The organism is Streptomyces sp. AB3(2024), from assembly GCF_041862025.1.
Classification (GTDB): domain Bacteria; phylum Actinomycetota; class Actinomycetes; order Streptomycetales; family Streptomycetaceae; genus Streptomyces.
The window spans coordinates 78359-103219 of record NZ_JBGWAB010000013.1 but is presented as its reverse complement, the minus strand read 5'-3'; the positions used below and the strand labels follow the sequence as shown (position 1 = coordinate 103219).

Genomic DNA, 24861 nt, shown 5'->3' with positions numbered 1-24861 from the left:
GGGGCCGGGGGCCGGGGCGGCGGCCGGGCAGGCCCCGGCGGCGGGTCCGGCGGCGACCGATGCCAAGGGCGCCGGCCAGCCGTCGGCGGCGGTCCGCCCGAACGTGATCCGTACGGGGACCCTGTCGATCGAGACGGCCGAACCGCAGAAGGTCCTCACCACGGCCCGTACGGCGGCCGATGGCGCGGGCGGGTACGTGGGCAACGAGTCCACCCAGCGCGCCGCGGACGGCCGGCTCACCTCGACGCTGACCCTGCGGGTTCCGGGCGAGCGCTTCGACGCGGTGATCGGCGCCTTGGAGGGGAGCGGGAAGCTGCTGGGCCGCAAGGTCGAGGCGCAGGACGTGACCCAGAAGGTCGCCGACGTCGACAGCCGGGTGGCGTCGCAGCGGGCCAGCGTCGCCCGGGTGCGGGAGATGATGGACAAGGCCTCGGCGCTCTCTGACGTGGTCATGCTGGAGGGCGAGCTGAGCCGGCGCCAGTCGGACCTGGAGTCGCTGATCGCGCAGCAGACCGCCCTGAAGGACCAGACCTCCCTCGGGACGATCACGGTGTCGGTCTCGGAGCCGGCCGCGGCGGAACCCAAGACGGCGGAGAAGGGGGATCCCTCCTTCGGGGACGCCCTGAGCGGCGGCTGGTCGGTGTTCACCACGGTGGTGCGGTACCTGGCGCTGGCCGTCGCCGTGGTCCTGCCGTTCGCGGTGACGGCCGCCGCGGCCCTGTTCGGGTTCCGCCTGTACCGCCGGCTGCGCCCCGCCCCGGCGAAGCAGGGCCGCGTCCCGGCTCAGGTGCCCCGCCGGCCGGCGTCCGACGGGACCGGCGGACCGGCCTCCGACGGGGCTGTGGCCGATCCTGAGGGCTGAGCGCGCCCGCGCCCGTAGCGTGGACCCCGGTTGACGACGACCGCGGGACGAAACGGAACGGGACGGGGCGGACGATGGCGAAGGAACGACTGGTGGTGGTCGGCGGTGACGCGGCGGGGATGTCCGCCGCGTCGCAGGCCCGGCGGCTGAAGGGCCCGGCGGAGCTGGAGATCACCGCCTTCGAGCGCGGGCACTTCACCTCGTACTCGGCGTGCGGGATCCCGTACTGGATCGGCGGGCAGGTGGCCGACCGGGACGACCTGATCGCCCGTACGCCCGAGGAGCACCGGGCCCGGGACATCGACCTGCGCACCCGGACGGAGGTCGTGGAGCTGGACCTGGCCGGCCGGCGGGTGCGCGCCCGGGACCTGGAGAGCGGTGCGGAGTCCTGGACGGCCTACGACAAGCTGGTCCTGGCGACCGGCGCCCGCCCGGTGCGTCCCCGCCTGCCGGGCATCGGCGCCCACGGGGTGCACGGGGTGCAGACCCTGGACGACGGCCGGCGCCTGATGGACACCCTGGAACGCTCGCCGGGCCGCCGGGCGGTGGTGGTCGGCGCGGGGTACATCGGCGTGGAGATGGCGGAGGCCCTGGTGCGCCGGGGCTACGGGGTCACCGTCCTGCACCGGGGCGAGCAGCCGATGGCCACGCTGGACCCGGACATGGGCGGGCTCGTGCACGGCGCGATGAACCGCATGGGGATCGTCACGGTCTCCCGCGCCGAGGTGACGAAGATCCTCACGGACGAGGAGGGCCGGGCCGTCGCGGTGGCCACGGCGGCCGGCGACGAGTACCCGGCGGACGTGGTGGTCCTCGGCCTCGGCGTGGAGCCCCGCACCGCCCTCGCCCGCGCGGCGGGCCTCCCCGTGGGCACCTCGGGCGGCCTGCTCACCGACCTGTCGATGCGGGTGCGCGGCCACGAGGAGGTCTGGGCGGGCGGCGACTGCGTGGAGGTGCTGGACCTGGTGGCGGGCCGCACCCGGCACATCCCGCTGGGCACGCACGCCAACAAGCACGGCCAGGTGATCGGCTCGAACGTGGGCGGCGGCTACGCGACCTTCCCGGGGGTGGTCGGCACGGCCGTCAGCAAGGTGTGCGACCTGGAGATCGCCCGTACGGGGCTGCGCGAACGGGACGCCCTGGAGGCGGGCCTGCGCTTCGTGACGGCCGCCATCAGCTCGACGAACACGGCCGGCTACTACCCGGGGGCGGAGCCGATGACGGTCAAGATGCTGGCGGAGCGCCGCACGGGCCGCCTCCTCGGCGTCCAGATCGTGGGCGGAGCGGGGGCCGCGAAGCGCGTGGACGTGGCGGCGGTCGCGCTCACGGCGGGGATGACGGTGGACCAGGTCGTCTCCCTGGACCTGGGCTACGCCCCGCCCTTCTCCCCGGTCTGGGACCCGGTACTGGTGGCCGCCCGCAAGGCGGTCTCCGCGGTACGGGCGGCGGGGGTCTGACGCGGCCCGCCGGGGGCCCGGTCAGGGGTACGGCGCCAGGTCCACGAAGCGGGCGTAGTGCCCCTGGAAGGCGACGGTGATCGTGCCGGTCGGCCCGTAGCGGTGCTTCGCCACGATGAGGTCCGCCTCCCCGGCCCGCGGCGACTCCTTGTCGTACGCGTCCTCACGGTGCAGCAGGATGACGGCGTCGGCGTTCTCCACCAGTCCGCTCTCAAGGTCGCCGAGAACGGGAAAGCGGTCCGACCGCCTCCCGGGGCCGACGGCCGACTGGGCCGTCAGCACCACGGGAACCCGGATCTCCTTGGCCAGCACGGCCAGATCCCGCACGATCGCGCCCAGACCGTCCGGCCCTCTGCGGCCCGGAAGGGTGTCCGACCGGACCCATTGCACGGGATCCACCACGACCAGTCCGAGGCCGCCGCCCCGCTGGAGTCTCCGGCACAGCCTCCGGATCCCCGCGACGGTCGTGCCGGCCCGGTCGTGCACGGTCAACGGCGCGCCCACGACGTCCGGCATGCGCCGGGCCAGGCGGGTCCAGTCGTCGTCGGTCATGCTTCCCGAGCGGATGCGGTGGAGGGCCACGCGCCCTTCGGCCGAGAGCACGCGCAGCAGCGTCTCCTCCTCGTCCGTGTCGGGGGAGACGTAAAGGGTGGCCACGCCCTGGGCAACGGCGGCGCTGCGGATGAAGTCGAGGGCGAGGGTCGACTTCCCCATGGCCGGAGCGCCGGCGACCACCACGACGTGGCCGGGGCGCAGGCCGCCCAGGAGGGTATCCAGATGGGCGAAGCCGGTCAGCACACACGCCTCGTCTCCGGACCCGGCCTGTTCCACCCGGTCGAGGGCGCGTTCCCACGGACCGGCAGCCAGGTCCAGCGGGCTTCGTTCGAGGTCGCGGAACACGCCGTGGAACGCGGCTTCGGCAGCATCCAGGCCTGCCCCGGCCCGGGCGGGATCACCGGCGAGAGCGGCCGTCCCCAGGTCGGCCATGGTCCGTCCGGCGGTCACCAGCCGACGCAGCTGCGCCCTGCGGTACACGGCTTCCACCGCGTCGTCGAAGTGCTCCATGGCGGGCGGGGAGGCGAGTGCGCGCAGCTCTGCGACGAGGGCCTCGGCCATGGCCGCGTCCGGACCGCCCGGCTCCGTCGCCAGTGCGGCCGCCGTCCGGCCGACGGTGATCTCGATGCCGCTTCCGTAGAGGTCGAGGATCGACGCGTACAGGGTCCGAAGGGCCGGCACCGAGAAGTCGTCGGCCATCAGGACCTCGACGACGTCGGCCACCGCGTCGTTCGATGCGAGCATGGCACCGAGCAGGAGGCGCTCGGCCTCGACCGCGCCCGGATCGGGGGCCGTTTCGGCGGCAGAGCCGTCCAGGCGGGCACGGGGAACGGACCGGGCACCGGCGGCCGTGGCGGCGGAGGGAGCCTGAGCGGCGGGGCCGACGGCACGGCACAGGTCGACGAGCCGCTGCACCGTCACCTCGACGGTGTCGTCGTCGCCCGCGCCGGCGGCGGCCTCCTCGGCGAGCCAGGCGACCAGAGCATGGGCCTGGCGTGGCGACGGAACGGCGGAGCCTCCCAGGATCCTGCCGATCGCGTGGTGGGTCAGCGTGCTCGGCAGCCGGTCGTCGGCGGTGACTCCGCGGGCGATCGTCCGCAGCCCGGGGCGGCCGGCGGCGGCGTACACCTCGTGCAGGGAGACCAGCAGGTCGCGATGCGGTCCGGGTGGCACCGACGACTCTTCGGGCATGGCGATTCCGCGCTTGCCCCGGGCAGCCGTCATCTGTCCCCCACAGTGTCGCGAAGTGTCCCGGATCCCCTCTTGCTGGACTGTCCTAGCAGGTCAGCCAGGTACGGGGAGCGCAATGCGTCGGGTTCCGCCCAGAAGTGATCACACCACCGAGCGCCTCCCGCACGCTGGTGTGACCGCCACGGGAAGGAGACCCATGACATCGGCAGAGGGAACCGGCGTACCCGCGCCCGCCACGCGCGCCTCCGGGCCGCGCCGCAGGATGGCCGTTCTTCGACGGACCGCCCTCCTCGGCTTCACCCGGGGAGCCGCCACCGCGCTCGGCAGTGCCGCGGTGGCGGGGGCGCTGTGGTGGCTGCGCACCCGGTGACCGGGTGCGCGGCCACGGGCACTAGCGCCGGGTCTTGGTGTGGACGTACTCCACCAGGCGGGTCAGCGCGTCGGGGTCCGTCGTCGGGAGGACGCCGTGGCCAAGGTTGAAGACGTGGCCCTCCAGGCCCGCCGCGGCGGCCAGGACCTCGTCGGTCTTGGCCTCGACGGCCTCGGTGGTGGAGAAGAGGACGGCGGGGTCCAGGTTGCCCTGGAGCGCCTTGCCGGGGCCGACGCGGCGGACGGCCTCGTCCAGCGAGACCCGGTAGTCGACGCCCATGACGTCCGCGCCGGCCTCGCCCATGAGGCCGAGGAGCTCGCCCGTGCCCACGCCGAAGTGGATGCGCGGGACCCCGTACGAGGCGACGGATTCGAGGACCTTCGCCGAGGCCGGCATCACCGAGCGGCGGTAGTCCGCCGGGGCGAGGGCGCCGACCCAGGAGTCGAAGAGCTGGACCGCGGAGGCGCCGGCCTCGATCTGGACCTTGAGGAAGGCCGAGGTGATCTCGGCGAGGCGGTCCAGGAGGTCGGCCCAGAGCTGCGGGTCCCCGTACATGAGGGCCTTGGTGTGCTCGTGGTTCTTGGACGGACCGCCCTCGACGAGGTAGCTCGCGAGGGTGAAAGGCGCGCCCGCGAACCCGATCAACGGCGTGCCGCCGAGTTCACCCGTGAGCATGCCGATCGCCTCGGTGACGTACGGGACGTCCTCCGGGGTGAGGTCGCGCAGCTGTGCGAGGTCCTCGCGGCGGCGGATCGGGTTGGCGACGACGGGGCCGATGCCCGGCTTGATGTCCAGGTCGACGCCGATGGCCTTCAGCGGCACCACGATGTCGGAGAAGAAGATCGCCGCGTCGACGCCGTGGCGCCGCACGGGCTGCAGGGTGATCTCGGTGACCAGGTCGGGGCGCATGCAGGACTCCAGCATGGCCGTGCCCTCGCGCACCTTGCGGTACTCGGGGAGTGAGCGGCCCGCCTGCCGCATGAACCACACGGGGGTGTGGGGGACCGGCTCCCGCCGGCACGCCTTCAGGAAGGCGGAATCGTACGTCTGACTCGGCTGGCCCGTGGGGCGGGTAGTGGCGCTCACGCGGCAAATCTTCGCACGTATGAAGAAGTGCCCGGCCCGGCGCGGGTGTCCCTGCGCCGTCGGGGCGCTCGTTCCGCCTAGTCTTCCCGGCATGGCTGCGGCTCAGGGACGATTTTCAGATGGCGCTGACGGTACGGACAGTGCGAAGGAGAGCTCGGTCCCGCTCCCTTTCCGCCGGGCGGTCGACGGCTTGAAGAAGGCACGGCTGCGGTCCGGGATCGAGATCGACCCCACGAAGCCGCCGCAGAGACTGGCCCCCTACGCGTACGCGCTGGAGGCGGCGGTCGTGGAGGGCGAGGACGACCTGGCCGACGGCCGGCTGATCCTGCTCCACGATCCCGCCGGGCACGACGCCTGGCAGGGCACCTTCCGGCTGGTGACGCTGGTACGGGCGGAGCTGGAGCCGGAGATGGCCGCGGACCCCCTCCTCCCGGAGGTCTGCTGGTCCTGGCTGACGGGGGCGCTGGAGGCCCGCGGGCTGGCGTACGGGGAGGCGAGCGGCACCGTGACGATGGCGAGCTCGCACTATTTCGGCGGGCTCAGAGAGCGGCGTCCGGCGACCCAGATCGAGATCAGGGCCTCGTGGACCCCCCGTGAGGGGGTGGGCGGGGTGCCGGACACCCCGGCGCACCTGGCGGCCTGGTGCGAGCTGCTGTGCCAGATCGCGGGACTGCCCCCGGCCGGGCCGACGGACACCGCCACGGGCGTGGTGTCCCTGCCACAGCGGCGCGGTCCGCACCACCCGTAGGAAAGCGGTCCCCTCGCGGTGTCGGCCGGGGCCGTACGACCGCGCCCCGCCGGGGTTCCGGCGGCGCTCCGGTGCCGGGAACGACCGATCGCGTGCGCAACGGACTGTCGAAACGGTGCGCGGATTGCGGCCTTCTGATCATCCCTTGATCGATCGTGCGTCCGAATTGCCCGAATTGTTACTCACCAAATCGTGATCATTCCCTAAAGCCGGGCGGGTGACGTGCCGAAGGAGTCAGTGACCATCCGCACGGTTCGCACCGGCTTCCTTCCCCGAGCCGGCCGTCCCGCCACTCCCCCAGGAGGCCTAGGTGTCCGTTCTTCTTGAGCAGCCCGCAAGCCTGGTCGCCTACCGCCCGACCAAGCCGACGGCCATGGTCGTCGTGGCCGACCCGCGCGTCCGTTCCACCGTGACCCGCCATCTGTGGGCCCTCGGAGTCCGTGACGTGATCGAGGCGTCGTCCATCGCGGAGGCCCGCCCCCGCGTCGGCAGCCCGCGCGACATCTGCGTGGCCGACGTGCACCTGCCCGACGGTTCCGGTCTCACCCTGCTCTCCGAGACCCGCGCCGCCGGCTGGCCGAACGGCCTGGCCCTGTCCGCCGCCGACGACATCGGCGCCGTCCGCAACGCCCTCGCGGGCGGGGTGAAGGGCTACGTCGTCACCGGTACGCGGACCAACATCGGGCTCCCCACCCGGCCCGGCGCCGCCCCCATCGGTGCCGCCGCCGCCCGTATGCACCGCCGCCCCCCGGGTGCCCCGAGCCACCCGGGCGGCTACCGAGAGCTCTCCGGCCGCGAGGTCGAGGTCCTGCGCCTCGTCGCGGAGGGCCAGTCCAACAAGGCCATCGGCGTCTCGATGGGCCTGTCCGCCCTGACCGTCAAGTCCCACCTCGCCCGCATCGCCCGCAAGCTGGGCACGGGCGACCGGGCCGGCATGGTCGCCGTCGCCCTGCGGACCGGAATCATCCACTGATCCTGCCCCGAAGCCCCCGGACACCGCTCCGGGAACCCCTGGAGCCGCCCGGCCCCTCCTCCTCGCGCCCGTCGACGGAACGTTCCGGCGACGGGCGCGTCACATCCACGGATACCCTTGACCGGTGACCGACGCCCAAGAGACCGCAGCAGGCCTGCGCACCACCACCGGGGGCGGCCCCCCGGACGAAGAGGTTTCGTCCGATGGGCTGCCCGTTCCGTTGCTAGAACCCCGCGAGGGGATCCCCCCGGTCGTGGCCGACGCGGACGGGCTGGCCCGGGTCGTCGCGGCCTTCGCCGCAGGCACCGGACCGGTGGCCGTCGACGCCGAACGCGCCTCCGGATACCGCTACGGGCAGCGCGCCTACCTGGTGCAACTGCGCCGCGAGGGCGCCGGATCCGCGCTGATCGACCCGGTCGGATGCCCGGACCTCTCCTCCCTGGGGGAGGCACTGTCCGGCACCGAGTGGATCCTGCACGCCGCCACCCAGGACCTCCCCTGCCTGCGCGAAATAGGCATGGCCCCCACCTCCCTCTTCGACACCGAGCTGGCCGGCCGGCTGGCCGGGTTCCCCCGGGTCGGCCTCGGGGCGATGGTCGAGAGCGTGCTGGGCTACGTACTGGAGAAGGGCCACTCCGCCGTCGACTGGTCCACCCGCCCCCTGCCCGAGCCGTGGCTGCGCTACGCCGCGCTCGACGTGGAACTGCTGGTGGACCTGCGGGACGCGCTGGAGAAGGAGCTCGACCGGCAGGGCAAACTGGAGTGGGCCCGGCAGGAGTTCGACGCGATCGCCTCCGCGCCGCCCGCCCCGCCGCGCAAGGACCCCTGGCGGCGCACCTCCGGCATGCACAAGGTGCGCCGGCGCCGGCAGATGGCCGTCGTCCGGGAGCTGTGGGAGTCCCGCGACCGGATCGCGCAGCGCCGGGACGTGTCCCCCGGCAAGGTGCTCGGCGACGCGGCGATCGTGGAGGCGGCCCTGGCCCTCCCCGCGAGCGTCCACGCCCTGTCGGCCCTGCCCGGCTACGGACAGCGCATGGGCCGGCGCCAGCTGGACCAGTGGATGGCCGCGGTGGACCGTGCCAGGGCCCTGCCCGAGAACGAGCTGCCGCAGCCCGGGGCGACCCCGGCGGGCCCGCCCCCGCCGCGCTCCTGGGCGGACAAGGACCCGGCCGCCGCCGCGCGCCTGTCCGCCGCCCGCAGCGCCGTCTCGGCGCTGGCGGAGGGGCTGAACCTGCCCCAGGAGAACCTGATCACTCCGGACACCGTGCGCCGGCTGTGCTGGGAGCCCCCGCAGCGGCTGGAGCCGGGCACGGTCGCAGAGGCCCTCGCCGGCTACGGCGCCCGCCCCTGGCAGATCGAACAGGTCACCGCGGCCCTGGTCACCGCCCTCGCCGCGACCGCCTGACCGGCCGGACCGACGACGTGGACGGGGGCGCCCCCACCCCGGGGTGTGGGGCCCCCCCACCCCCCCCCCGCAACAACACCCCCCCAACCCCCCCCCCCGCCCCCCCGGGGCGCGGCGCGCCCCACCGCGGGGGGGGGCCCCCCCCCCGTCCACGTCCCGGTAGTAGCTCCCGGTCTCCACCCCCTCGACCTTGCCCTGCTTGAGCCAGTGCTCGGACATGGTGTGCAGGTCGGTCGCCACGCGCTCCCAGGGGGCCTGGTGCCCCGCGCAGGCGATCCGGAGCATCAGCTTCTTCGGCTTCTTGATGGCCTTGTAGAGCTCGGGGACCGAGAAGTACAGCAGGCCCAGGCTCGGATCGGTGTTCACGATCGAGTCGTGCTCCCCGTACACGAGACACACCGGCACCGTTCCGCCGAGGACGTCGTGCAGCGGCACGGTGGTCTTGTTCCAGCCCCACCAGTACGAGTTCCGGATGCGGTTGAGCCCTTCCGGGGGCCCTGCGGGCCCTCCCCAGGTGGCACCGACCGGGTCGACGGCCATGATCGCCTTCCACACCTCGTCCAGCATCGCGGACTCGCGCTGGTCGGGGCACTTCAGGTCGTTCTGCCAGGACGCTTCGACGCCCGCCTTCGTACCGACGGTCATCGGGTAGCCGAAGGCCCCGTCCGGCTTGGACACCGGCAGCGGCAGCGGCGCGCCGAACTCGGTCCCGGTCGCGCTCGCCCTGCCGTTCGGCGGGAAGATCGGCGCCAGCAGGAAGAGGCTGCGGACCTTGCCGGGGTGCTGGATGGTGTACGGCCCGAGCTGCTGGGCGGCAGCCGACCAGCCGATGAGGTCGACCTTGGAGACGCCGGTCTCCTTGAGGATGAAGTCGACCACCGTGTCGACCTCGTCCCAGTCGCTCTGGGAGTTGTTGAGCTGGGCGGCGTAGCTCACCGGACCCGTGTAGGGGCTCGCGTTCGGGTGGGGCGAGAGGAGTGCCCGCTGCGCGGGCGCGGGGCTGACGTTCTTGTGGTCGTCCATCTTCGGGCGGGTCGACAGCCCGGAGCCCTGGAGCTCCATCACGAAGACGTCGAAGTCCTTCTTCGCCAGCTCCTCGGCCCAGCTGTACTTCTTGTACTGCAGGTCGAAACCGGCCAGGGCCGGGACGCTCCTTCCGTGCAGCATCAGGACGGGCCTGGACGGACCGCCGCCGTGATTGCCGTTGCGCCTTCGCACGAAGAGCTTGACGAGGTCGCCGGCGTTCGCCGGGATCGTCGACTTGTGTTCCACGTAGTAGTCCGTGAGGACAGGTGCCGCCATCGCGGTGGTCCGTTCCGTCGGTCGGGGTCCGGGGCGGGCGCCCGGGACCGGGCCAGAATCCGCAAGGACGTGCGACCGGGGCCGCAGACGCGGCCGTCGGACCGCGAGTCCGACCCCTTCGGGTAGCCCGGGACGCTCCGATCGGCCGGGCGCACGACGGGGGCGCGAGGGGGCTCGGGGCGCGCGGGCCGGTGTGACCTTCGCCGCTGTTCGGGGAGGGGGTGTGCACATGGGTTACCCGCAAGTAGCATGGGCCGGGTGAGCGGGCGCTCAGCCACATCGGCCGGGCCGCCCCCGCGCAGCAGTGCACACCCGCACCTGGAGGAGAGCCAACGTGCCTCGTACCGTCAGGGACGTCGTCTTCGTCGACGGCGTCCGCACCCCGTTCGGCAAGGCGGGCCCGAAGGGCATCTACAACGGGACCCGCGCCGACGACCTCGTCGTGAAGGCGATCCGGGAGCTGCTGCGCCGCAACCCGGACCTGGACCCCAAGAAGATCGACGAGGTCGCCATCGCCGCGACCACGCAGATCGGCGACCAGGGCCTGACGCTGGGCCGCACGGCCGGCATCCTCGCGGGCCTCCCGCAGTCGGTCCCCGGCTACTCCATCGACCGCATGTGCGCCGGCGCGCTGACCGCCGTGACCGCCGTCGCGGGCGGTGTGGCCTTCGGTGCCTACGACGTCGCCCTCGCCGGCGGTGTCGAGCACATGGGCCGCCACCCCATGGGCGAGGGCGTCGACCCGAACCCGCGCTTCGTCTCCGAGAAGCTGGTCGACGAGTCCGCCCTGTTCATGGGCATGACCGCCGAGAACCTGCACGACCGGTACCCGACGATCACCAAACTCCGCGCCGACGAGTACGCCGTGCGCTCGCAGGAGAAGGCCGCCAAGGCGTACGCCGACGGCAAGATCCAGCAGGACCTGGTCCCGATCTCGGTGCGCAACACCAACGAGGCGGCCGGTGAGACGGGCTGGGGCCTGGTCACCACCGACGAGCCGATGCGCCCGGGCACCACCCTGGAGAACCTGGCCGGCCTGAAGACCCCGTTCCGTACGCACGGCCGGGTCACCGCGGGCAACGCCGCCGGTCTCAACGACGGTGCCACCGCCGCGATCATCGCGTCCGAGGACTTCGCCCGGGAGAACAACCTCCCGGTCAAGATGCGCCTGGTCTCGTACTCCTTCGCGGGCGTCGAGCCGGAGGTCATGGGCTACGGACCGATCCCGGCCACCGAGAAGGCCCTGGCGCAGGCCGGTCTGACGATCGACGACATAGGCCTGTTCGAGGTCAACGAGGCGTTCGCCGTCCAGGTCCTCGCCTTCCTGGAGCACTACGGCATCGCCGACGACGACTCCCGCGTCAACCAGTACGGCGGCGCGATCGCGTTCGGCCACCCGCTGGCCTCCTCCGGCGTCCGTCTGATGACGCAGCTGGCCCGCCAGTTCGAGGAGCAGCCGCACGTCCGCTACGGCCTGACCACCATGTGCGTCGGCTTCGGCATGGGCGCCACGGTCATCTGGGAGAACCCGAACTTCAACGCCGAGGGAGACTCCAAGTGAGCACCACCGCTGAGCTCCTGAAGGGCGCGGCCGAGCTGTTCCCGGACGAGGTCGTCACCCAGGCGCACGTGCGCCACCTGGACCTGCCGTTCGGCGCCGGGCGCTTCGCGCTCGTCACGCTGGACAACGGCTTCGACCACACCAAGCCGACCACCTTCGGCCCGCAGTCCCTCGCCAACCTGAACGCGGCGATCGACCAGGTCGAGCAGGAGGCCACCGCCGGCACCATCGTCGGCGCGGGCATCACCGGCAAGCCGTTCATCTTCGCGGTCGGCGCCGACCTCAAGGGCGTCGAGCTGCTGAAGACGCACGACGAGGCGCTCGCCATCGGCAAGGGCGGCCACGACGTCTTCAAGCGCCTCGCGGCGCTGGCCGTCCCCACCTTCGCGTACTACAACGGCGCGGCGATGGGCGGCGGTGTCGAGGTCGGTCTGCACTGCACCTACCGCACCGTCTCCAAGGCCATCCCGGCCTTCTCGCTGCCCGAGGTCTTCCTCGGCCTGGTCCCGGGCTGGGGCGGCTGCGCCCTCCTCCCGAACCTGATCGGCGCGGAGCGCGCGGTCTCGGTCATCATCGAGAACTCGCTGAACCAGAACCGTCAGCTCAAGGGCAAGCAGGTCTTCGAGCTCGGCATCGCCGACGCGCTGTTCGAGGGTGCGGACTTCCTGGAGCAGTCGCTCCTGTGGACCGCGAACGTCCTGAACGGCACCACCGAGGTCGTCCGCGACGAGATCGACCGCGGCGAGGGCTGGGACGCGGCCGTCGTCAAGGGCCGCGCCATCGCGGACTCCAAGGTGCACGGCGCCGCTCCGGCCGCCTACCGCGCGCTGGACATCATCGCCGCGGCCAAGTCCGGCGACCTCCAGGCCGGCTTCGACGCCGAGGACACGGCCCTGGCCGACCTCATCATGGGCGGCGAGCTGCGCTCGGGCATCTACGCCTTCAACCTGGTCCAGAAGCGCGCCAAGCGCCCGGCCGGTGCCCCGGACAAGTCCCTGGCCCGTCCGGTCACCAAGGTCGGCGTCGTCGGCGCGGGCCTGATGGCCTCGCAGCTGGCGCTGCTCTTCCTGCGCCGCCTGGAGGTGCCGGTGGTCCTCACCGACATCGACCAGGAGCGCGTGGACAAGGGCGTGGGCTACGTCCACGCCGAGATCCAGAAGCTGCTCGGCAAGGGCCGCATCAACCAGGACAAGGCCAACCGCCTGACCGCCCTGGTGACCGGTGTGCTCGACAAGGCCGAGGGCTTCGCGGACGCGGACTTCATCATCGAGGCCGTGTTCGAGGAGATGTCCGTCAAGCAGAAGGTGTTCGCGGAGGTCGAGGCGGTCGCCCCGGCGCACGCGATCCTCGCCACCAACACCTCCTCGCTGTCGGTGTCGGAGATGGCCTCGAAGCTCCAGCACCCGGAGCGCGTGGTCGGCTTCCACTTCTTCAACCCCGTCGCGATCCTCCCGCTGCTGGAGATCGTCCGCGGTGAGCAGACCGACGACGCGTCCCTGGCCACGGCCTTCGGTGTCGCCAAGAAGCTGAAGAAGACCGCGGTCCTGACGAAGGACGCCCCGGCGTTCGTCGTGAACCGCATCCTGACCCGCTTCATGGGCGAGATCCAGAACGTCATCGACGAGGGCACCCCGGTCGTCACGGCGGAGAAGGCCATCGAGCCGCTCGGCCTGCCGATGTCCCCGCTGGTGCTGCTGGAGCTCGTGGGCCCGGCGATCGGCCTGCACGTCTCCGAGACCCTGAACCGCGCCTTCCCGGAGCGCTTCACCGTCTCCCCGAACCTGGCGGCCGTGGTCAAGGCCGGCAAGCGCGGCTTCTACGTCTACAACGCGGAGAACGGCTTCAAGCCGGAGCTCGACCCCGAGGTCGCCGCGCTCCTGGTCCAGGGCGACTCCGTCCTGACCGAGGAGCAGGTCCGCGACCGCGTCCTGGACGCGGTGGCGCAGGAGATCGGCCTGATGCTGGAGGAGGGTGTCGTGGCCGAGGCCCAGGACATCGACCTCTGCCTCATCACGGGTGCCGGCTGGCCCTTCCACCTGGGCGGCATCACGCCGTACCTGGACCGTGAGGGCGTCTCGGAGCGGGTGAACGGCAAGAAGTTCCTCGCCCCGGGTGTCGCCAGCGTCCCGGCGTAACCCACGGCGCTCCGCGCAACGGCCCGTCCGCACCCGGTGCGGACGGGCCGTTCGCGTGCCCGGGGCCGTTCGCGTGCCCGGGGCCGTTCGCGTGCCCGGGGCCGTTCGCGTGCCCGGGGCCGTTCCCGGTGTCCCGGGAGGTGTCCCGGGAGCGGCCCCGCCGCCGTCAGCGGCGGCCGAGGCGGCCGTTCTTGACCAGCCGCTGGGCCGCGGGCGACGCGGGGTTGATGCTCAGCGCCCGCTGTCCCGCCCGGCGGCGCAGGTCGTCGCCGGGCTTGCCGAGCTTCGCGGCGGTCTCCGCGATCCTCAGCCAGACCAGCGCGCGCCCGCTGTCCTCGGAGATCTCGACGGCCCGCTCGATCCGCCGCTTGGCCTGGTCGGTCTCCTTGCGGCGGATGTGGGCCTGGGCCATGCCGATGAGCAGGTCGAGGTTCTCGTGCTCGGCGAGCAGCCGCGCGCCCACCTCCAGGACGCCCCGGTCGTCCTTGGCCTCCACGAGGGAGGCGAACCCGCCGAGGGTGATGTCGGTGAAGGGCACGTCGTCGGGCTCGGTGGGCTCGCCGGTGGCGCGCAGGGTCCAGCCCTTGCCCCGGCGCCACTTCCAGGTGCGCGGGCCGGGCAGGTCCAGCCGGGTCCGGGTGCGCTCGTTGAAGTGCATGGAGAGCTCGGGGCGGCCCTCCCACTGGTCGACGGCGGCGGCGACGTACGCCTCGGCGACCGGGCGCAGGAAGGCGTACCGCTTGGGCTGCATGCAGTAGCCGACGGCCTGGACGTACGGGGTGACCTCGGCGCGGATGTGCTCGACGTCCAGCACCCGGTCGGCCGCGGCGCCGGTGGGTGCGTCCAGGTCGGGGAGCAGGGCGTGGGTGAGGGTGGCGGGGATGCGGTTGCTGTTGGCGTAGGGGCGCATCCGCCGGATCACCTCCAGGGCGCCGATCTGGGCGACGGGGATCCCGTACAGGGCGCGGGCGGTGAACAGGCCTGTGGAGAAGCAGCCGATGACCTGACGGGGGCGCAGGTACTCGAAGACCGTCTCGGCCAGTACCGGGACGTCCAGGACGAGGAAGGGCACGCCCGACTCGCGGGCCGCCTCGCCGAGGGTGTCGGCGAGGCTGGAGGGGGCGCTGGGGTGCGGTTTGAAGACGATGGCGCCGTGGCCGAGGGCGAGGGCGTGCCGGAACATGCGCAGGTGCAGCTCCTCCTCTTCCTCCTCGGTGAGGATGCCGAGCGGGGAGAGGTACTGGCCGAGCAGGAGCGCGGTCTCTGGGCCGAGCCGCGCCAGCGGGGGCGGGATCACCCGGTCGAGGATCGGCGCGCACTCTCGGGTGACCTCGGCGATCAGCTTGAGGACGGCGCCGGTGTGCACGGGCTGCGAGGGGATCCCGTACTCGGTGAGGAGCATGGGCAGCAGGGTGGGCACGAGGTCCAGGTAGAGGACCTCCGCGATCCGGCCGTGCAGGGAGCGGGGCAGGTCGTTGCGGGTCGGGCCGTAGCTCATGACCCCGTCGGCGTAGACGGCGAGGGTGGCGTCCGAGAAGATCTTGCAGAGGGTCTGGGCGGGTTTGACCTGGATGGACTCGACGACGAGTTCCAGGGGGCCCGGCCGGATGCCGATCTTCTCCGCCATGACCGTGCGCCACAGGGGGGCGTCCTCGTCCCGCGGGGACCACAGCGCGGGGTGGAAGGGGTAGATGAGGTCGTTCCAGTAGACGACCCGGTGGAAGCGCGCGAGCACGGCGGCGGCGCCGGGCATCTTGTGCAGCGGGGTGGCGACCTCGGGGATGTCGACGTTGTTGCACACCAGCAGGATGCGCTCGCGGTCGTCCTGGCCGAGCTGACCCGCTTCGATGGCGGCGGCCACCGTCATGGCGCCGTAGAGGGTGGAGGCGGCGAATATCCGGGTCATCGGGCGGCGGCGCCCTGGTGCCGGGCCATCACTGCCCTGAGCTTGTTCACGCGTGCGGAGTCCATTCCTGACAGCGTCCCCTCCAGGACGTCCTGGGGGAGGTCCCGGAGGATCTGCGCGCTGCGTTCCAGCAGCAGGCCCCGGATGAGTTCCTCGTACGACTCTGCGCGGTCCATGTGAATCACGATGAGCGCGCAGAGAGTTCGCATCGCCTTGAACGACAGTTCATATCCGCGGGGGTGCCGGTCGAGCTCGTCGAAAATCAGCCGGAAGGCGGGAAGGAAGTCGAGCTGCCGTTCGTCCGGCACCTTGGTGAGTGAAGTGGACACATCACGGCGGTAGAAGATGCCGTGGAGGTCGACGACTCCGAAGGAGCGGGTCCGCAGGTGCAGCTTGTAGAACCACGGGCGGTCCTCGGCGGTGCGCAGGCTCTCGTCGAAGAACAGCGCGTCGACCTCCCGGAGGCGCTCGCGGTCGTAGATGCCGGCCCAGGACTGCGGGTAGTCCATGAAGGTCGAGGCGTCCACGGGGCCGATGTAATCCGCGGGATTCAACGGAAGGGCCCTCGGGGCGAGCGGCGCCATGACTATCTTGCGTTTCCTGCCGTAGACCCGGACATGGCCGGTGCGCAGGAAATCGACCCCTGACTCGCCCATCCAGCCGACGAGTTGCGCGAGATATCCGGGGGCGTACCAGTCGTCCCCGTCGAGGAAGGTGAAGAAACGCCCGCGCGCCGCAGAGAGGCCGATGTTCCGGGTGGCCGAGATTCCCAGGTTGTACTGATTGCGGATCAGTACGGCGCCGGGGATCCGAGGCACCATTTCCCGGAGGATCTCTGATGTCCCGTCAACGGACCCGTCGTCCACGACGATGAACTCGAAATCCTCCCTGGCATTCAGCACCAAGGACTTGAGTGCCGTCCGACAGTAGTCCCGCACGTCACACATGGCAACGATTACCGAAAGGGTCACCATCGAAAGTACTCACCTCATTTCCATTTCTTTCACACACCCCCGGGAGGCGACCGGGGACCGGCCTGCCGTACGCCCCCTCCAGCCTACGATCAAGTAACGCGCCGCCATCATGACAGAACCACTCGAAGCCCCCATACAATCACCCCGGTGTGACGTACAACTCCCCTGCCCGTCGAGGCCTTTTCGTGACACCTAAGGATCGGATCAGCAGGTAAGGTCTAACGGGCCGCGCGGAGCAAACCCGTCGGCAAGCGCCCAGCCGCGGTCGCGTCGACGGCAGTTGGACACCACCCACCGACCCGGGAATCACCAGTGCGCATCCACGTGCTCGCAGACTCCGACACCCGCTGGAAATGGGGTGCGGGGCTGGCGGTGGGCCTGGCTCCCGGCAGTGAGGTGCACGCGCACATGCTGCGCGGCAGGAGCACTCCGACGGCGCGGCAGCTGGCCGAGGTCGGCATCACCCCCGCCACCATCACCGAGTCCACGCTCCCCGAGTTCGCGGCGGCCCCCGAACTGGACGCGGCGGACCTCGTCATCCTGGGCACGGTCGGCGGCTCCACCCACGCCGCCCTGCACGCGCTGGCCGCCCGGTTCCGCGGCGCCGCCCGCCGGCCGGTCCTCATGACCGGATACGTCGGCGTCGTCTACGAGAAAATGGCCGACGGTCTGCTGCTGCGCGCCGGTGCCGATATCGTCCTCGCCAACAGCCCTTTCGACCGGCGCCGGTTCGGCGAGGTCTACGAACCCCTCGGAATTCCGGGCTCCTGCATCGTCCAGACCGCCCTCCCCTTCCTCGACCAAAGACCCTACGACCCGAACCGGACGCACGCCCTCCACCCTTATACGGTGTGCTTCGCCGTGCAGCCCTCGGTACCCGCCGACCGCAATGGCCGCCTCTACATGCTGCGCCGGGCGATATCCCACGCGCGGTTGCGCCCCGGACGCGACGTGCTGGTGAAACTCCGCAGCAAGCCCGGCGAGGCCACCACCCACGTCGAAGCGCACCACTACCAGGTCCTGGCGGAGCAGCTGGAAGAACCGCTGCCCCGCAACCTGCATTTCGTCTACGGCAACATGTCGGAAACCCTGGACCGTACCGACCTGTTGGTGACGGTCAGCTCCACGGCCGCTCTCGAATCGATGCACCGTGGAATGCCCACCGCGATCCTGAGCGATCTGGGAGTGCGGGAAATACACGGGAACCACTACTTCGCCGGTTCCGGCTGCGTCACCGACTGGTCCGCGATAGACGAGGGCGCCGCCCCCCTCGCGTACGAGTCCTGGACCGCCGACCAGGGAATCCGCGCCGTGGACCCGTTCGGGGAACTGCGGACGCGGATCACGGAATTGCTGGACCGTCCGCTGCCCCCGATATCCCCCTACTACACGGCCGACAGCGCCCCCGATTACGTCGGCGCGCTGCTGCGCCGCCGGGGCCTGAACCCGGACGGCTCCCCCGGAGCGGGCGCCGCGGCGCGCTCCGGCGGGCCGATGCGGCGCACCTCGCGCCGCGTCCTGAAGGTCGCCTACCAGTTCGGCGTCCAGCGCGTGGCACCGAAGATCCAGCAGTGGGGCGGCGTGTGAGCGCCCCGCACACCGAACCGGCCCCCGGAGGCAACCCCGTGAACGTCACCGCCGTCATACCCGCCCGGGGCGGCTCCAAGGGCATCCCCGGGAAGAACGTCGCCGAGGTCGGCGGGGTCCCCCTCGTCGCCCGCGCCGTGCGCGCCTGCCTCGGCGCGGTCCACGTGACCCGGGTCGCGGTGTCCACCGACGACGCGGCGATCGCCGCCGCGGCACGGGCGGCCGGCGCGGAGGTGGTCGAGCGCCCCGCCGAGCTGGGCTCCGACGAGGCCTCCAGCGAGTCGGCGCTGCTGCACGCGCTGGACCGGCTGGAGGACGGGCACGGGGAGCCCGTGGACGTCCTGGTCTTCGTCCAGTGCACCAGCCCCTTCGTCACCGCGGAGGAGGTGGACGAGACGGTCCTCGCGGTGGTGCGCGACGGCGCCGACTCCGCGTTCACCGCGGTGCCCTTCCACGGCTTCCTGTGGACCGCCGCGCCCGGCGCCGGACCCGGCCACCGCGCGCACGGCGTCAACCACGACAGCGCCGTCCGCCAGCGCCGCCAGGACCGTACGCCCGAGTACCTGGAGTCGGGGGCGGTCTACGCGATGCGCGCCGACGGCTTCCGCCGCCACGGCCACCGCTTCTTCGGCCGGACCCAGCTCGTCCCCACCGCCCCCGAACGGGCCGTGGAGATCGACGAGCCCGGCGACCTCGACCGGGCCCGCGCGCTCGCGCCCCTCCTCGACCCGCAGCAGACCCCGGCGGCCCCGTCGTCGCCGGACCCCTCGCAGTACCTCGGAAAGGAACTCTGAACAGTGGTGCACAGCAACCGGATCCGCCGGATCGGGAACAAGGAGGTCGGCACGGGCCGGCCCACCTATGTGATCGGCGAGATCGGGATCAACCACAACGGTGAGCTCGCCAACGCCCTGGCGCTCATCGACGCGGCCGCCGACGCGGGCTGTGACGCGGTGAAGTTCCAGAAGCGCACGCCCGAGATATGCACCCCGCGCGACCAGTGGGACATCGAGCGCGACACCCCCTGGGGCCGGATGACGTACATCGACTACCGCCACCGCGTGGAGTTCGGCGAGGACGAGTACCTCGCCGTGGACGAGCACTGCCGTGCCCGCGGCATCGCCTGGTTCGCCTCCCCCTGGGACACCGAGGCCGTCACCTTCCTGGAGAAGTTCGACGTCCCCGCCCACAAGGTCGCCTCCGCCTCGCTGACGGACGACGAGCTGCTGCTCGCCCTGCGCGCCACCGGCAAGACGGTCATCCTGTCCACCGGCATGTCCACCCCGCGGCAGATCCGGCACGCGGTCGAGGTGCTCGGCAGCGAGAACATCGTCCTGCTGCACGCCACCTCCACCTACCCGGCCAGGGCCGAGGAGCTGAACCTGCGGGTCATCAACAGCCTGGAGGCGGCCTACCCGGACGTGCCCGTCGGCTACTCCGGCCACGAGACCGGCCTGCAGACCACGGTGGCCGCCGTCGCCATGGGCGCCTGCGCCGTCGAGCGGCACATCACCCTCGACCGCGCCATGTGGGGCTCCGACCAGGCCGCCTCCGTAGAACCCGGCGGCCTCGCCCGCCTCGTGCGCGACATCCGCACCATCGAGACCGCACTCGGCGACGGCGTCAAGAAGGTCTACGCGTCCGAGCTCGGCCCCATGAAGAAGCTCCGCCGCGTCCAGAGCCCCCTGTCCGCCGAGGGCGTGACGACCTCGGCATGAGCGACACCCTCGCCCTGGTGGAGAGCCCGGCTCAACTACTGAACGTCCTGGAGTGGGCCCACGTCCACCCGGGCGAGGCAGCGTCCCTCACCGTCGCCGTCCTCCAGCCGACGGACCCGCGCTCGCGCGCGCAGGTCCGCCGGCTGTGCCGGTTCGCCTCCCAGGCCAAGGTGGTGTGGCGGCGCTACGAGGTCCGCGCGGGCTACCTGGAACGGGCGGGCGAACTGATGCGCCTGGGGCGGGCGGTGGCGGCAGCCGAGCGGCTGGTCATCGGGGACCTGTTCTCCCGCACCATCCAGCTCCTGCTGCCCCGCTCCAAGGCCCGCGAGGTCGTCGTCGTGGACGACGGCACCGCCACCACCGAACTGGTCCACCTGCTGACGTACGGGCAGCAGCTGACCCGGTGGCACCAGGGCGACATCAAGCCCTCCGCCGCCAAGGGCGGCCCCGTCAACCGCTGGCTGGCCCGCGACGGGCTGGAGCGCGCCGTCTTCTTCACCTGCATGCCCGTGTCCCCTCCCCCGGGCACCGAGGTGCGCCCGAACGACTACGCCTGGAGCCGGGAGACCTTCGGCCCCGTGCGGGTTCGCGACGGGGCCGACCTGGCGGGCAGCTCCCTCGTGGAGACCGGGGTCGTCGACCAGGACCTGTACGTCGACGCCGTCGGCTGGATCGCCCGCTCCCGCGCGGCCCGCCGCTATCTGGCGCACCGCCGGGAGAGCCCGCGGAAGCTGGAGCGGATCGCCGCGGCCACGGGCCTGGAGATCGTCCACCCCGAACTGCCGCTGGAACTGACCGCGCTGACCGAGCCCATCGGGCAGTCCGTGCTGACCTTCGCGTCCACCGTCGCGTACACCCTCCCCATCGTGCTGGGGAGTTCGCCGGTACGGGTGGAGCTGTGCGACATGGACGACTCCTGGATCACCCCGGACACGGCGGAGCGCTCGGTGGACTTCCTGCGGCGGATCTCCGCCCTGGCGGTGGAGCGGCACGGCCTGGCCCGGATCCCGCCGCAGCCGCGCGACCGGGCGAGGACGCCCTCGTAACGGCGTCAGAACCGCTGCCAGCGGCCCAGGGAGAGTGACGAGCCGTCCTTCTGACGGTTGACCAGCAGTTCGCCGCGGGCGCTGATCGAGGCGATGACGACCAGGCCGTACGCGTCGACGGCGAGGGCCGGGGACTCCAGGCACTCCTCGCCGATCTCGGTCCACCACAGTCCGGCGGCCTCGTGCTCCGTGGGGTACGCGGCGAGGGCGGTGCGGCCTCCGACGGTGCGGTGGGCCAGCACCGTGCAGTCGTAGCCGTCGACCACGGCGCGGGCGGCGGCGACGGTCCCGTAGGCCGGTCCGCCGCCGAGGGCCAGCACCCCGGCGCCCTCGCGGTAGCCGGACACCCCGCTGCCGTCGGCCGCGTGCCAGAAGTGGGTGACCCGGCCGGGGGAGGTCTCCAGGACGCAGAGCGAGCCGTCCTGGGCCAGGCAGGGGACGTCCTCCCCCTTGACCAGCGGGCCGCCGGGCGCGCTCTGGGCCCACAGCGAGATGCCCTTCTCACCCGGGGCGGCGAACCGGACGCGGCCGTCGGCGGTCGAGGCGGCGCAGGCCCCCTCGAAGGTCTTGCTGCCGCGCAGGTCGTCCCACGCGCCCCAGCCGCCCTTCTTGTCCTGGCGCCGTACGTGGACCCCGCGCCCGGCGTTGCGCACGAACACGTGCGGTGCGCCCTGGGCGTCCACGGCGAGGACCGGCGGGCCGCCGCGGTGGGACATGTCGGGCTTGCTGTAGAGGGTGCCCAGCGATTCCCAGGGGCCCATCGGACGGCCGCTCTGGTACTGCACCGCGTGGTGGTAGGTGACGGTGTCGCCCGGGTCGCCCTCCCCGGCGCGGCGCCTGCGCCGGCCCACGAAGTGGGCGTAGCCGTCGGGGCCCTGGCCCACGGCGAGGTCGGTCAGCTCCTCGGCGGGCAAGAGCTCGGGGCCGCTCCAGCCGGGGCCGCCGGGGGCGCGCTCGGTCCAGCGCAGCAGTCCGTCCTCGGTGCGCGCGTAGGCGGTGAGCCGTCCGTCCTTGCCTGCGAGGAGCCAGCGGCCGCGTACGGGGCCCAGTGCGACGGTGTTCCAGTCACGCGCGGTGGCCGGTGCGGGTGGTCCGGCGGGGCGGCGGGTGGATGTGGGCGAATTGCGCCTGGATCGCGTCGCCATGGACCGCCAGCAACCCTTCCCCTTCACCATTCGAACGGAATCAGGATACCCCGGGGGTCTTCTGGCGTGATCCTGCGTTTATGTTGTTGCCCGCGAGATTCCCCCGCATCCCGTTCGGAAGGCCGGTCCCGGGCATGACCTCAGACACCACCGCCACGACGACCCCGACCGAGGACGACGCGTCCGGCGGGCCCGCCCCGCACCCGGCCCGGTCGCGCGGCAGCCGGATCCGGCGCGGCCTGGCCTGGACGGCGGCCGTCCTGGTCCTCGGCGGGGCGGGATCGGGATGGTGGCTCTACAGCCACCTCAACGGGAACATCGAAAGCGTCGACCTGGACAAGGCGATCGGCACCGACAACCGGCCGGCGAAGGTCGTCGAGAACGCGCAGAACATCCTGGTCCTCGGCTCCGATTCGCGTGCCGGGGCCAACGGGGAGCTCGACCACGGCGACGTCAGCGGGGCCCGTTCGGACACCGCGATGCTGGTGCACGTACCCGAGGGCCGCGCCAGGGCCACCGCGGTGAGCATCCCGCGCGACACCCTCATCTCCCGGCCCGAGTGCAAGGACAAGGACGGAAGAAACGTTCCTGCGGCGAACCGGGTCATGTTCAACTCCGTCTACTCGGTGGCCGGTCCGGCCTGCGTGGTCAAGACGGTGGAGCAGCTGTCCGGGATCCGCGTCGACCACTTCGTCGAGGTGGACTTCGCCGGGTTCAAGGGCCTGGTGGACGCGCTCGGCGGGGTCACCGTCACCCTCGACCAGCCGATGAGCGGCGCGAAGGGCGGTCTGAAGCTGGACGCGGGCACGCACCGCCTCAACGGAACGGACTCGCTGAAGTTCGTCCGCACCCGCTACGGGTACGGCGACGGCAGCGACCTCGGACGCATAGGGCTCCAGCAGCAGTTCATGCTCGCGATGCTGTCCGAGATCAAGAAGCAGGACGCCCTCGGCAACCCGGCCCGGCTCTACAAGCTCGCCGACGCCGGCACCAAGTCGCTGACCACCGACTCCGATCTGGCCTCGCTCACCGCGCTGTCCGACTTCGCGCGGAGCATGAAGGGCGTGGACCCGTCCACCATGGAGACCGTCATGCTGCCGGTGGACTACGACAAGGTGGACCGGAACCGGGTCGTCATCGCACAGGAGCAGGCCTCCCAGTTGTGGGAGGCCCTGCGGACCGACCAGAAGATCCCCGCCTCGGCGAAGGACTCGCCCGCCAAGGGCGGCTCGGGCAAGACCCCGAAGGAACCGAAGGTCTCGCCCTCGCCGTCCGCGGGCTAGGCCCGGGCCGGGCCTCCTTCAGCGGTGCTCGACCCGTACGTCCTCACCGCGGCCGAGCCGGCTGTGGCTGCGGCCGTAGAGGAAGTAGACGACGACGCCGATCGCCATCCAGACGACGAAGCGGATCCAGGTCTCGGCCGGCAGGTTGAGCATCAGCCAGAGCGAGGCCGCGATCGACAGGATCGGGATCAGCGGCACCCAGGGGGTACGGAAGGCCCGGTGCAGGTCGGGGCGGGTCTTGCGCAGGATGATCACGCCGAGGGCGACGAGCACGAAGGCGAACAGGGTGCCGATGTTCACCAGTTCCGCGAGCTTCTCCAGGCTGGTGAAGCCCGCGACGACGGCGATGATCCCGCCGAGCAGGAGGGTCGCCCGGTAGGGGGTGCGGTACTTGGGGTGGGTGACGGAGAAGACGCGCGGCAGCAGTCCGTCACGGCTCATCGCGAAGAACACGCGGGTCTGGCCGAGCAGCAGGATCATGCACACGGTGATCAGACCGACCGCCGCCCCGAGACTGATGGCACCGGAGAAGAAGGGCTGGTTCACCGACTTGAAGGCTTCGGCCAGTGGCGCCGTCGCCGACATCTCCGAGTACTTCTGCATACCGGTGACCACCAGCGTCACCGCGACGTAGAGCACGGTGCAGACCAGCAGCGAGCCGAGGATGCCGCGGGGCATGTCCCGCTGGGGGTTCTTGGTCTCTTCGGCGGCGGTGGCCACGACGTCGAAGCCGATGAAGGCGAAGAAGATGAGGGAGGCCGCGGTGAAGATGCCCATGACACCGAAGTTGGTGGGCGCGTAGCCGAAGAGCAGCTGGACCAGTGGCGTGTGCAGGCCGTTGCCCGCTTCCTGCGGTTGGGCCGGAGGGATGAACGGCGAGTAGTTGTCGGCCTTGATGAAGAACAGGCCCGCGACGATGACCAGCAGGACCACGAAGACCTTGATGGCGACCACGACCGCGGTGATCCGCGCCGAGAGCTTCGTCCCGACGACCAGGATCGCGGTCAGCGCCAGGACCAGCAGGAAGGCCAGCAGGTCGAAGCTTCCTCCGGCGTCGGGCCCGGAGAGTGCCGCGGGCAGGTCCCAGCCGAGGTTGGTGTGCATGAGGTGGCGCACGTACCCGGACCAGCCGACCGCCACGACGGCGGTGCCGAGCGCGAACTCCAGCACCAGGTCCCAGCCGATGATCCAGGCGGGCAGCTCACCGATCGAGGCGTAGGAGAAGGTGTACGCCGAACCGGCCACCGGCACGGTGGACGCGAACTCGGCGTAGCAGAGCGCTGCGAGAGCGCAGACGATACCCGCCGCGACGAAGGCGAGGGCAGTGGCGGGTCCGGCATTGTTGCGGGCTGCGATGCCCGTGAGCACGAAGATGCCGGTGCCGATGATGACGCCCACACCGAAGACCGTCAGGTCCCAGGCGGAGAGCGACTTGCGGAGCGCGTGTTCCGGCTCCTCCGTGTCGCGGATGGACTGCTCCACCGTCTTGGTGCGGAAGACGCTGTTCAGATCCTTGCTCACCGACGCACCTCCGAAAGGTGACGACGCACGAACGGG

Annotated in this window: 19 protein-coding genes and 1 pseudogene; 13 read left to right on the top strand and 7 right to left on the bottom strand. The window is 71.9% G+C overall.

Going from position 1 to position 24861, the window contains the following annotated elements; translation table 11 throughout:
- Positions 1–862, top strand: an 862-nt coding sequence (locus tag ACEPPI_RS08675) for a DUF4349 domain-containing protein (RefSeq protein WP_373914632.1), incomplete at its 5' end; no start/stop codon positions are given.
- A 74-nt stretch (positions 863–936) separates the two neighbouring features.
- Entirely contained in the window at positions 937–2319 is a 1383-nt protein-coding gene (locus ACEPPI_RS08670) for an FAD-dependent oxidoreductase (protein WP_373914631.1), read from the top strand.
- 21 nt (positions 2320–2340) lie between these two features.
- On the opposite strand, the gene ACEPPI_RS08665 is transcribed toward ACEPPI_RS08670, so the two are convergent.
- A complete protein-coding gene (locus tag ACEPPI_RS08665; RefSeq protein ID WP_373914630.1) occupies positions 2341–4098 on the bottom strand; it encodes a replicative DNA helicase in 1758 nt (585 codons plus the stop codon).
- A 163-nt stretch (positions 4099–4261) separates the two neighbouring features.
- Between ACEPPI_RS08665 and ACEPPI_RS08660 the strand changes: the two genes are divergently transcribed.
- Positions 4262–4435: a hypothetical protein gene (locus ACEPPI_RS08660; protein WP_373914629.1), complete on the top strand. Its 174-nt coding sequence runs from the start codon at positions 4262–4264 to the stop codon at positions 4433–4435.
- A 21-nt stretch (positions 4436–4456) separates the two neighbouring features.
- Here ACEPPI_RS08660 and hemE read toward each other — a convergent pair whose 3' ends face one another.
- On the bottom strand, positions 4457–5521 hold the full coding sequence (gene hemE / locus ACEPPI_RS08655; protein ID WP_356209063.1) for a uroporphyrinogen decarboxylase: 1065 nt from the start codon (positions 5519–5521) through the stop codon (positions 4457–4459).
- A gap of 91 nt (positions 5522–5612) precedes the next feature.
- Here hemE and ACEPPI_RS08650 point away from each other — a divergent pair, with 91 nt between their 5' ends.
- The 3 genes from ACEPPI_RS08650 to ACEPPI_RS08640 all read left to right on the top strand — a co-directional run bounded on the left by ACEPPI_RS08650 (position 5613) and on the right by ACEPPI_RS08640 (position 8647).
- A complete protein-coding gene (locus ACEPPI_RS08650) occupies positions 5613–6269 on the top strand; it encodes a DUF3000 domain-containing protein (protein WP_373914628.1) in 657 nt (218 codons plus the stop codon).
- A gap of 310 nt (positions 6270–6579) precedes the next feature.
- Complete coding sequence (locus tag ACEPPI_RS08645; RefSeq protein WP_030234764.1) at positions 6580–7242, top strand: response regulator transcription factor; 663 nt, start codon at positions 6580–6582, stop codon at positions 7240–7242.
- 124 nt (positions 7243–7366) lie between these two features.
- Positions 7367–8647, top strand: coding sequence for an HRDC domain-containing protein (locus tag ACEPPI_RS08640; RefSeq protein WP_373914627.1), 1281 nt, complete (start codon positions 7367–7369; stop codon positions 8645–8647).
- A gap of 303 nt (positions 8648–8950) precedes the next feature.
- Here ACEPPI_RS08640 and ACEPPI_RS08635 read toward each other — a convergent pair.
- Positions 8951–9814, bottom strand: a pseudogene (locus ACEPPI_RS08635) (alpha/beta fold hydrolase); the annotation flags it as partial.
- Positions 9815–10283: 469 nt separating this feature from the next.
- Here ACEPPI_RS08635 and ACEPPI_RS08630 point away from each other — a divergent pair.
- Together ACEPPI_RS08630 and ACEPPI_RS08625 are read left to right on the top strand one after the other, a co-directional pair.
- Positions 10284–11510, top strand: a complete 1227-nt coding sequence (locus ACEPPI_RS08630; RefSeq protein ID WP_373914626.1) for an acetyl-CoA C-acyltransferase — start codon at positions 10284–10286, stop codon at positions 11508–11510.
- Complete coding sequence (locus ACEPPI_RS08625) at positions 11507–13645, top strand: 3-hydroxyacyl-CoA dehydrogenase NAD-binding domain-containing protein (RefSeq protein ID WP_373914625.1); 2139 nt, start codon at positions 11507–11509, stop codon at positions 13643–13645. Before ACEPPI_RS08630 ends, ACEPPI_RS08625 begins: the two co-directional genes overlap by 4 nt.
- Positions 13646–13811: 166 nt before the next feature.
- Here ACEPPI_RS08625 and ACEPPI_RS08620 read toward each other — a convergent pair whose 3' ends face one another.
- Positions 13812–15551, bottom strand: a complete 1740-nt coding sequence (locus ACEPPI_RS08620; protein ID WP_373914624.1) for a polysialyltransferase family glycosyltransferase — start codon at positions 15549–15551, stop codon at positions 13812–13814.
- Complete coding sequence (locus ACEPPI_RS08615) at positions 15548–16525, bottom strand: glycosyltransferase family 2 protein (RefSeq protein ID WP_373914623.1); 978 nt, start codon at positions 16523–16525, stop codon at positions 15548–15550. The genes ACEPPI_RS08620 and ACEPPI_RS08615 overlap by 4 nt, the downstream gene beginning before the upstream one ends.
- 312 nt (positions 16526–16837) lie before the next feature.
- On the opposite strand from ACEPPI_RS08615, the gene ACEPPI_RS08610 reads away from it, so the two are divergent.
- The 4 genes from ACEPPI_RS08610 to ACEPPI_RS08595 are packed head-to-tail and all read left to right on the top strand — an operon-like array spanning position 16838 to position 20876.
- Complete coding sequence (locus ACEPPI_RS08610; protein WP_373914622.1) at positions 16838–18112, top strand: DUF6716 putative glycosyltransferase; 1275 nt, start codon at positions 16838–16840, stop codon at positions 18110–18112.
- Between the two features lie 38 nt (positions 18113–18150).
- Positions 18151–18906: a cytidylyltransferase domain-containing protein gene (locus tag ACEPPI_RS08605; RefSeq protein ID WP_373914620.1), complete on the top strand. Its 756-nt coding sequence runs from the start codon at positions 18151–18153 to the stop codon at positions 18904–18906.
- Between the two features lie 6 nt (positions 18907–18912).
- On the top strand, positions 18913–19830 hold the full coding sequence (locus ACEPPI_RS08600) for an N-acetylneuraminate synthase family protein (RefSeq protein WP_373914636.1): 918 nt from the start codon (positions 18913–18915) through the stop codon (positions 19828–19830).
- Positions 19827–20876, top strand: coding sequence for a hypothetical protein (locus tag ACEPPI_RS08595; RefSeq protein WP_373914619.1), 1050 nt, complete (start codon positions 19827–19829; stop codon positions 20874–20876). The genes ACEPPI_RS08600 and ACEPPI_RS08595 overlap by 4 nt, the downstream gene beginning before the upstream one ends.
- 5 nt (positions 20877–20881) lie before the next feature.
- On the opposite strand, the gene ACEPPI_RS08590 is transcribed toward ACEPPI_RS08595, so the two are convergent.
- Positions 20882–22021 carry a hypothetical protein gene (locus tag ACEPPI_RS08590; protein ID WP_373914618.1) on the bottom strand — a complete coding sequence of 380 codons (1140 nt, stop codon included), beginning with the start codon at positions 22019–22021 and terminating at the stop codon, positions 20882–20884.
- Positions 22022–22155: 134 nt separating this feature from the next.
- On the opposite strand from ACEPPI_RS08590, the gene ACEPPI_RS08585 reads away from it, so the two are divergent.
- Entirely contained in the window at positions 22156–23304 is a 1149-nt protein-coding gene (locus ACEPPI_RS08585) for an LCP family protein (protein WP_373914617.1), read from the top strand.
- An 18-nt stretch (positions 23305–23322) separates the two neighbouring features.
- On the opposite strand, the gene ACEPPI_RS08580 is transcribed toward ACEPPI_RS08585, so the two are convergent.
- Positions 23323–24825 (bottom strand): amino acid permease, encoded by a 1503-nt coding sequence (locus tag ACEPPI_RS08580; RefSeq protein WP_373914616.1) that lies wholly within the window; start codon positions 24823–24825, stop codon positions 23323–23325.
- Positions 24826–24861 lie beyond the last annotated feature (36 nt).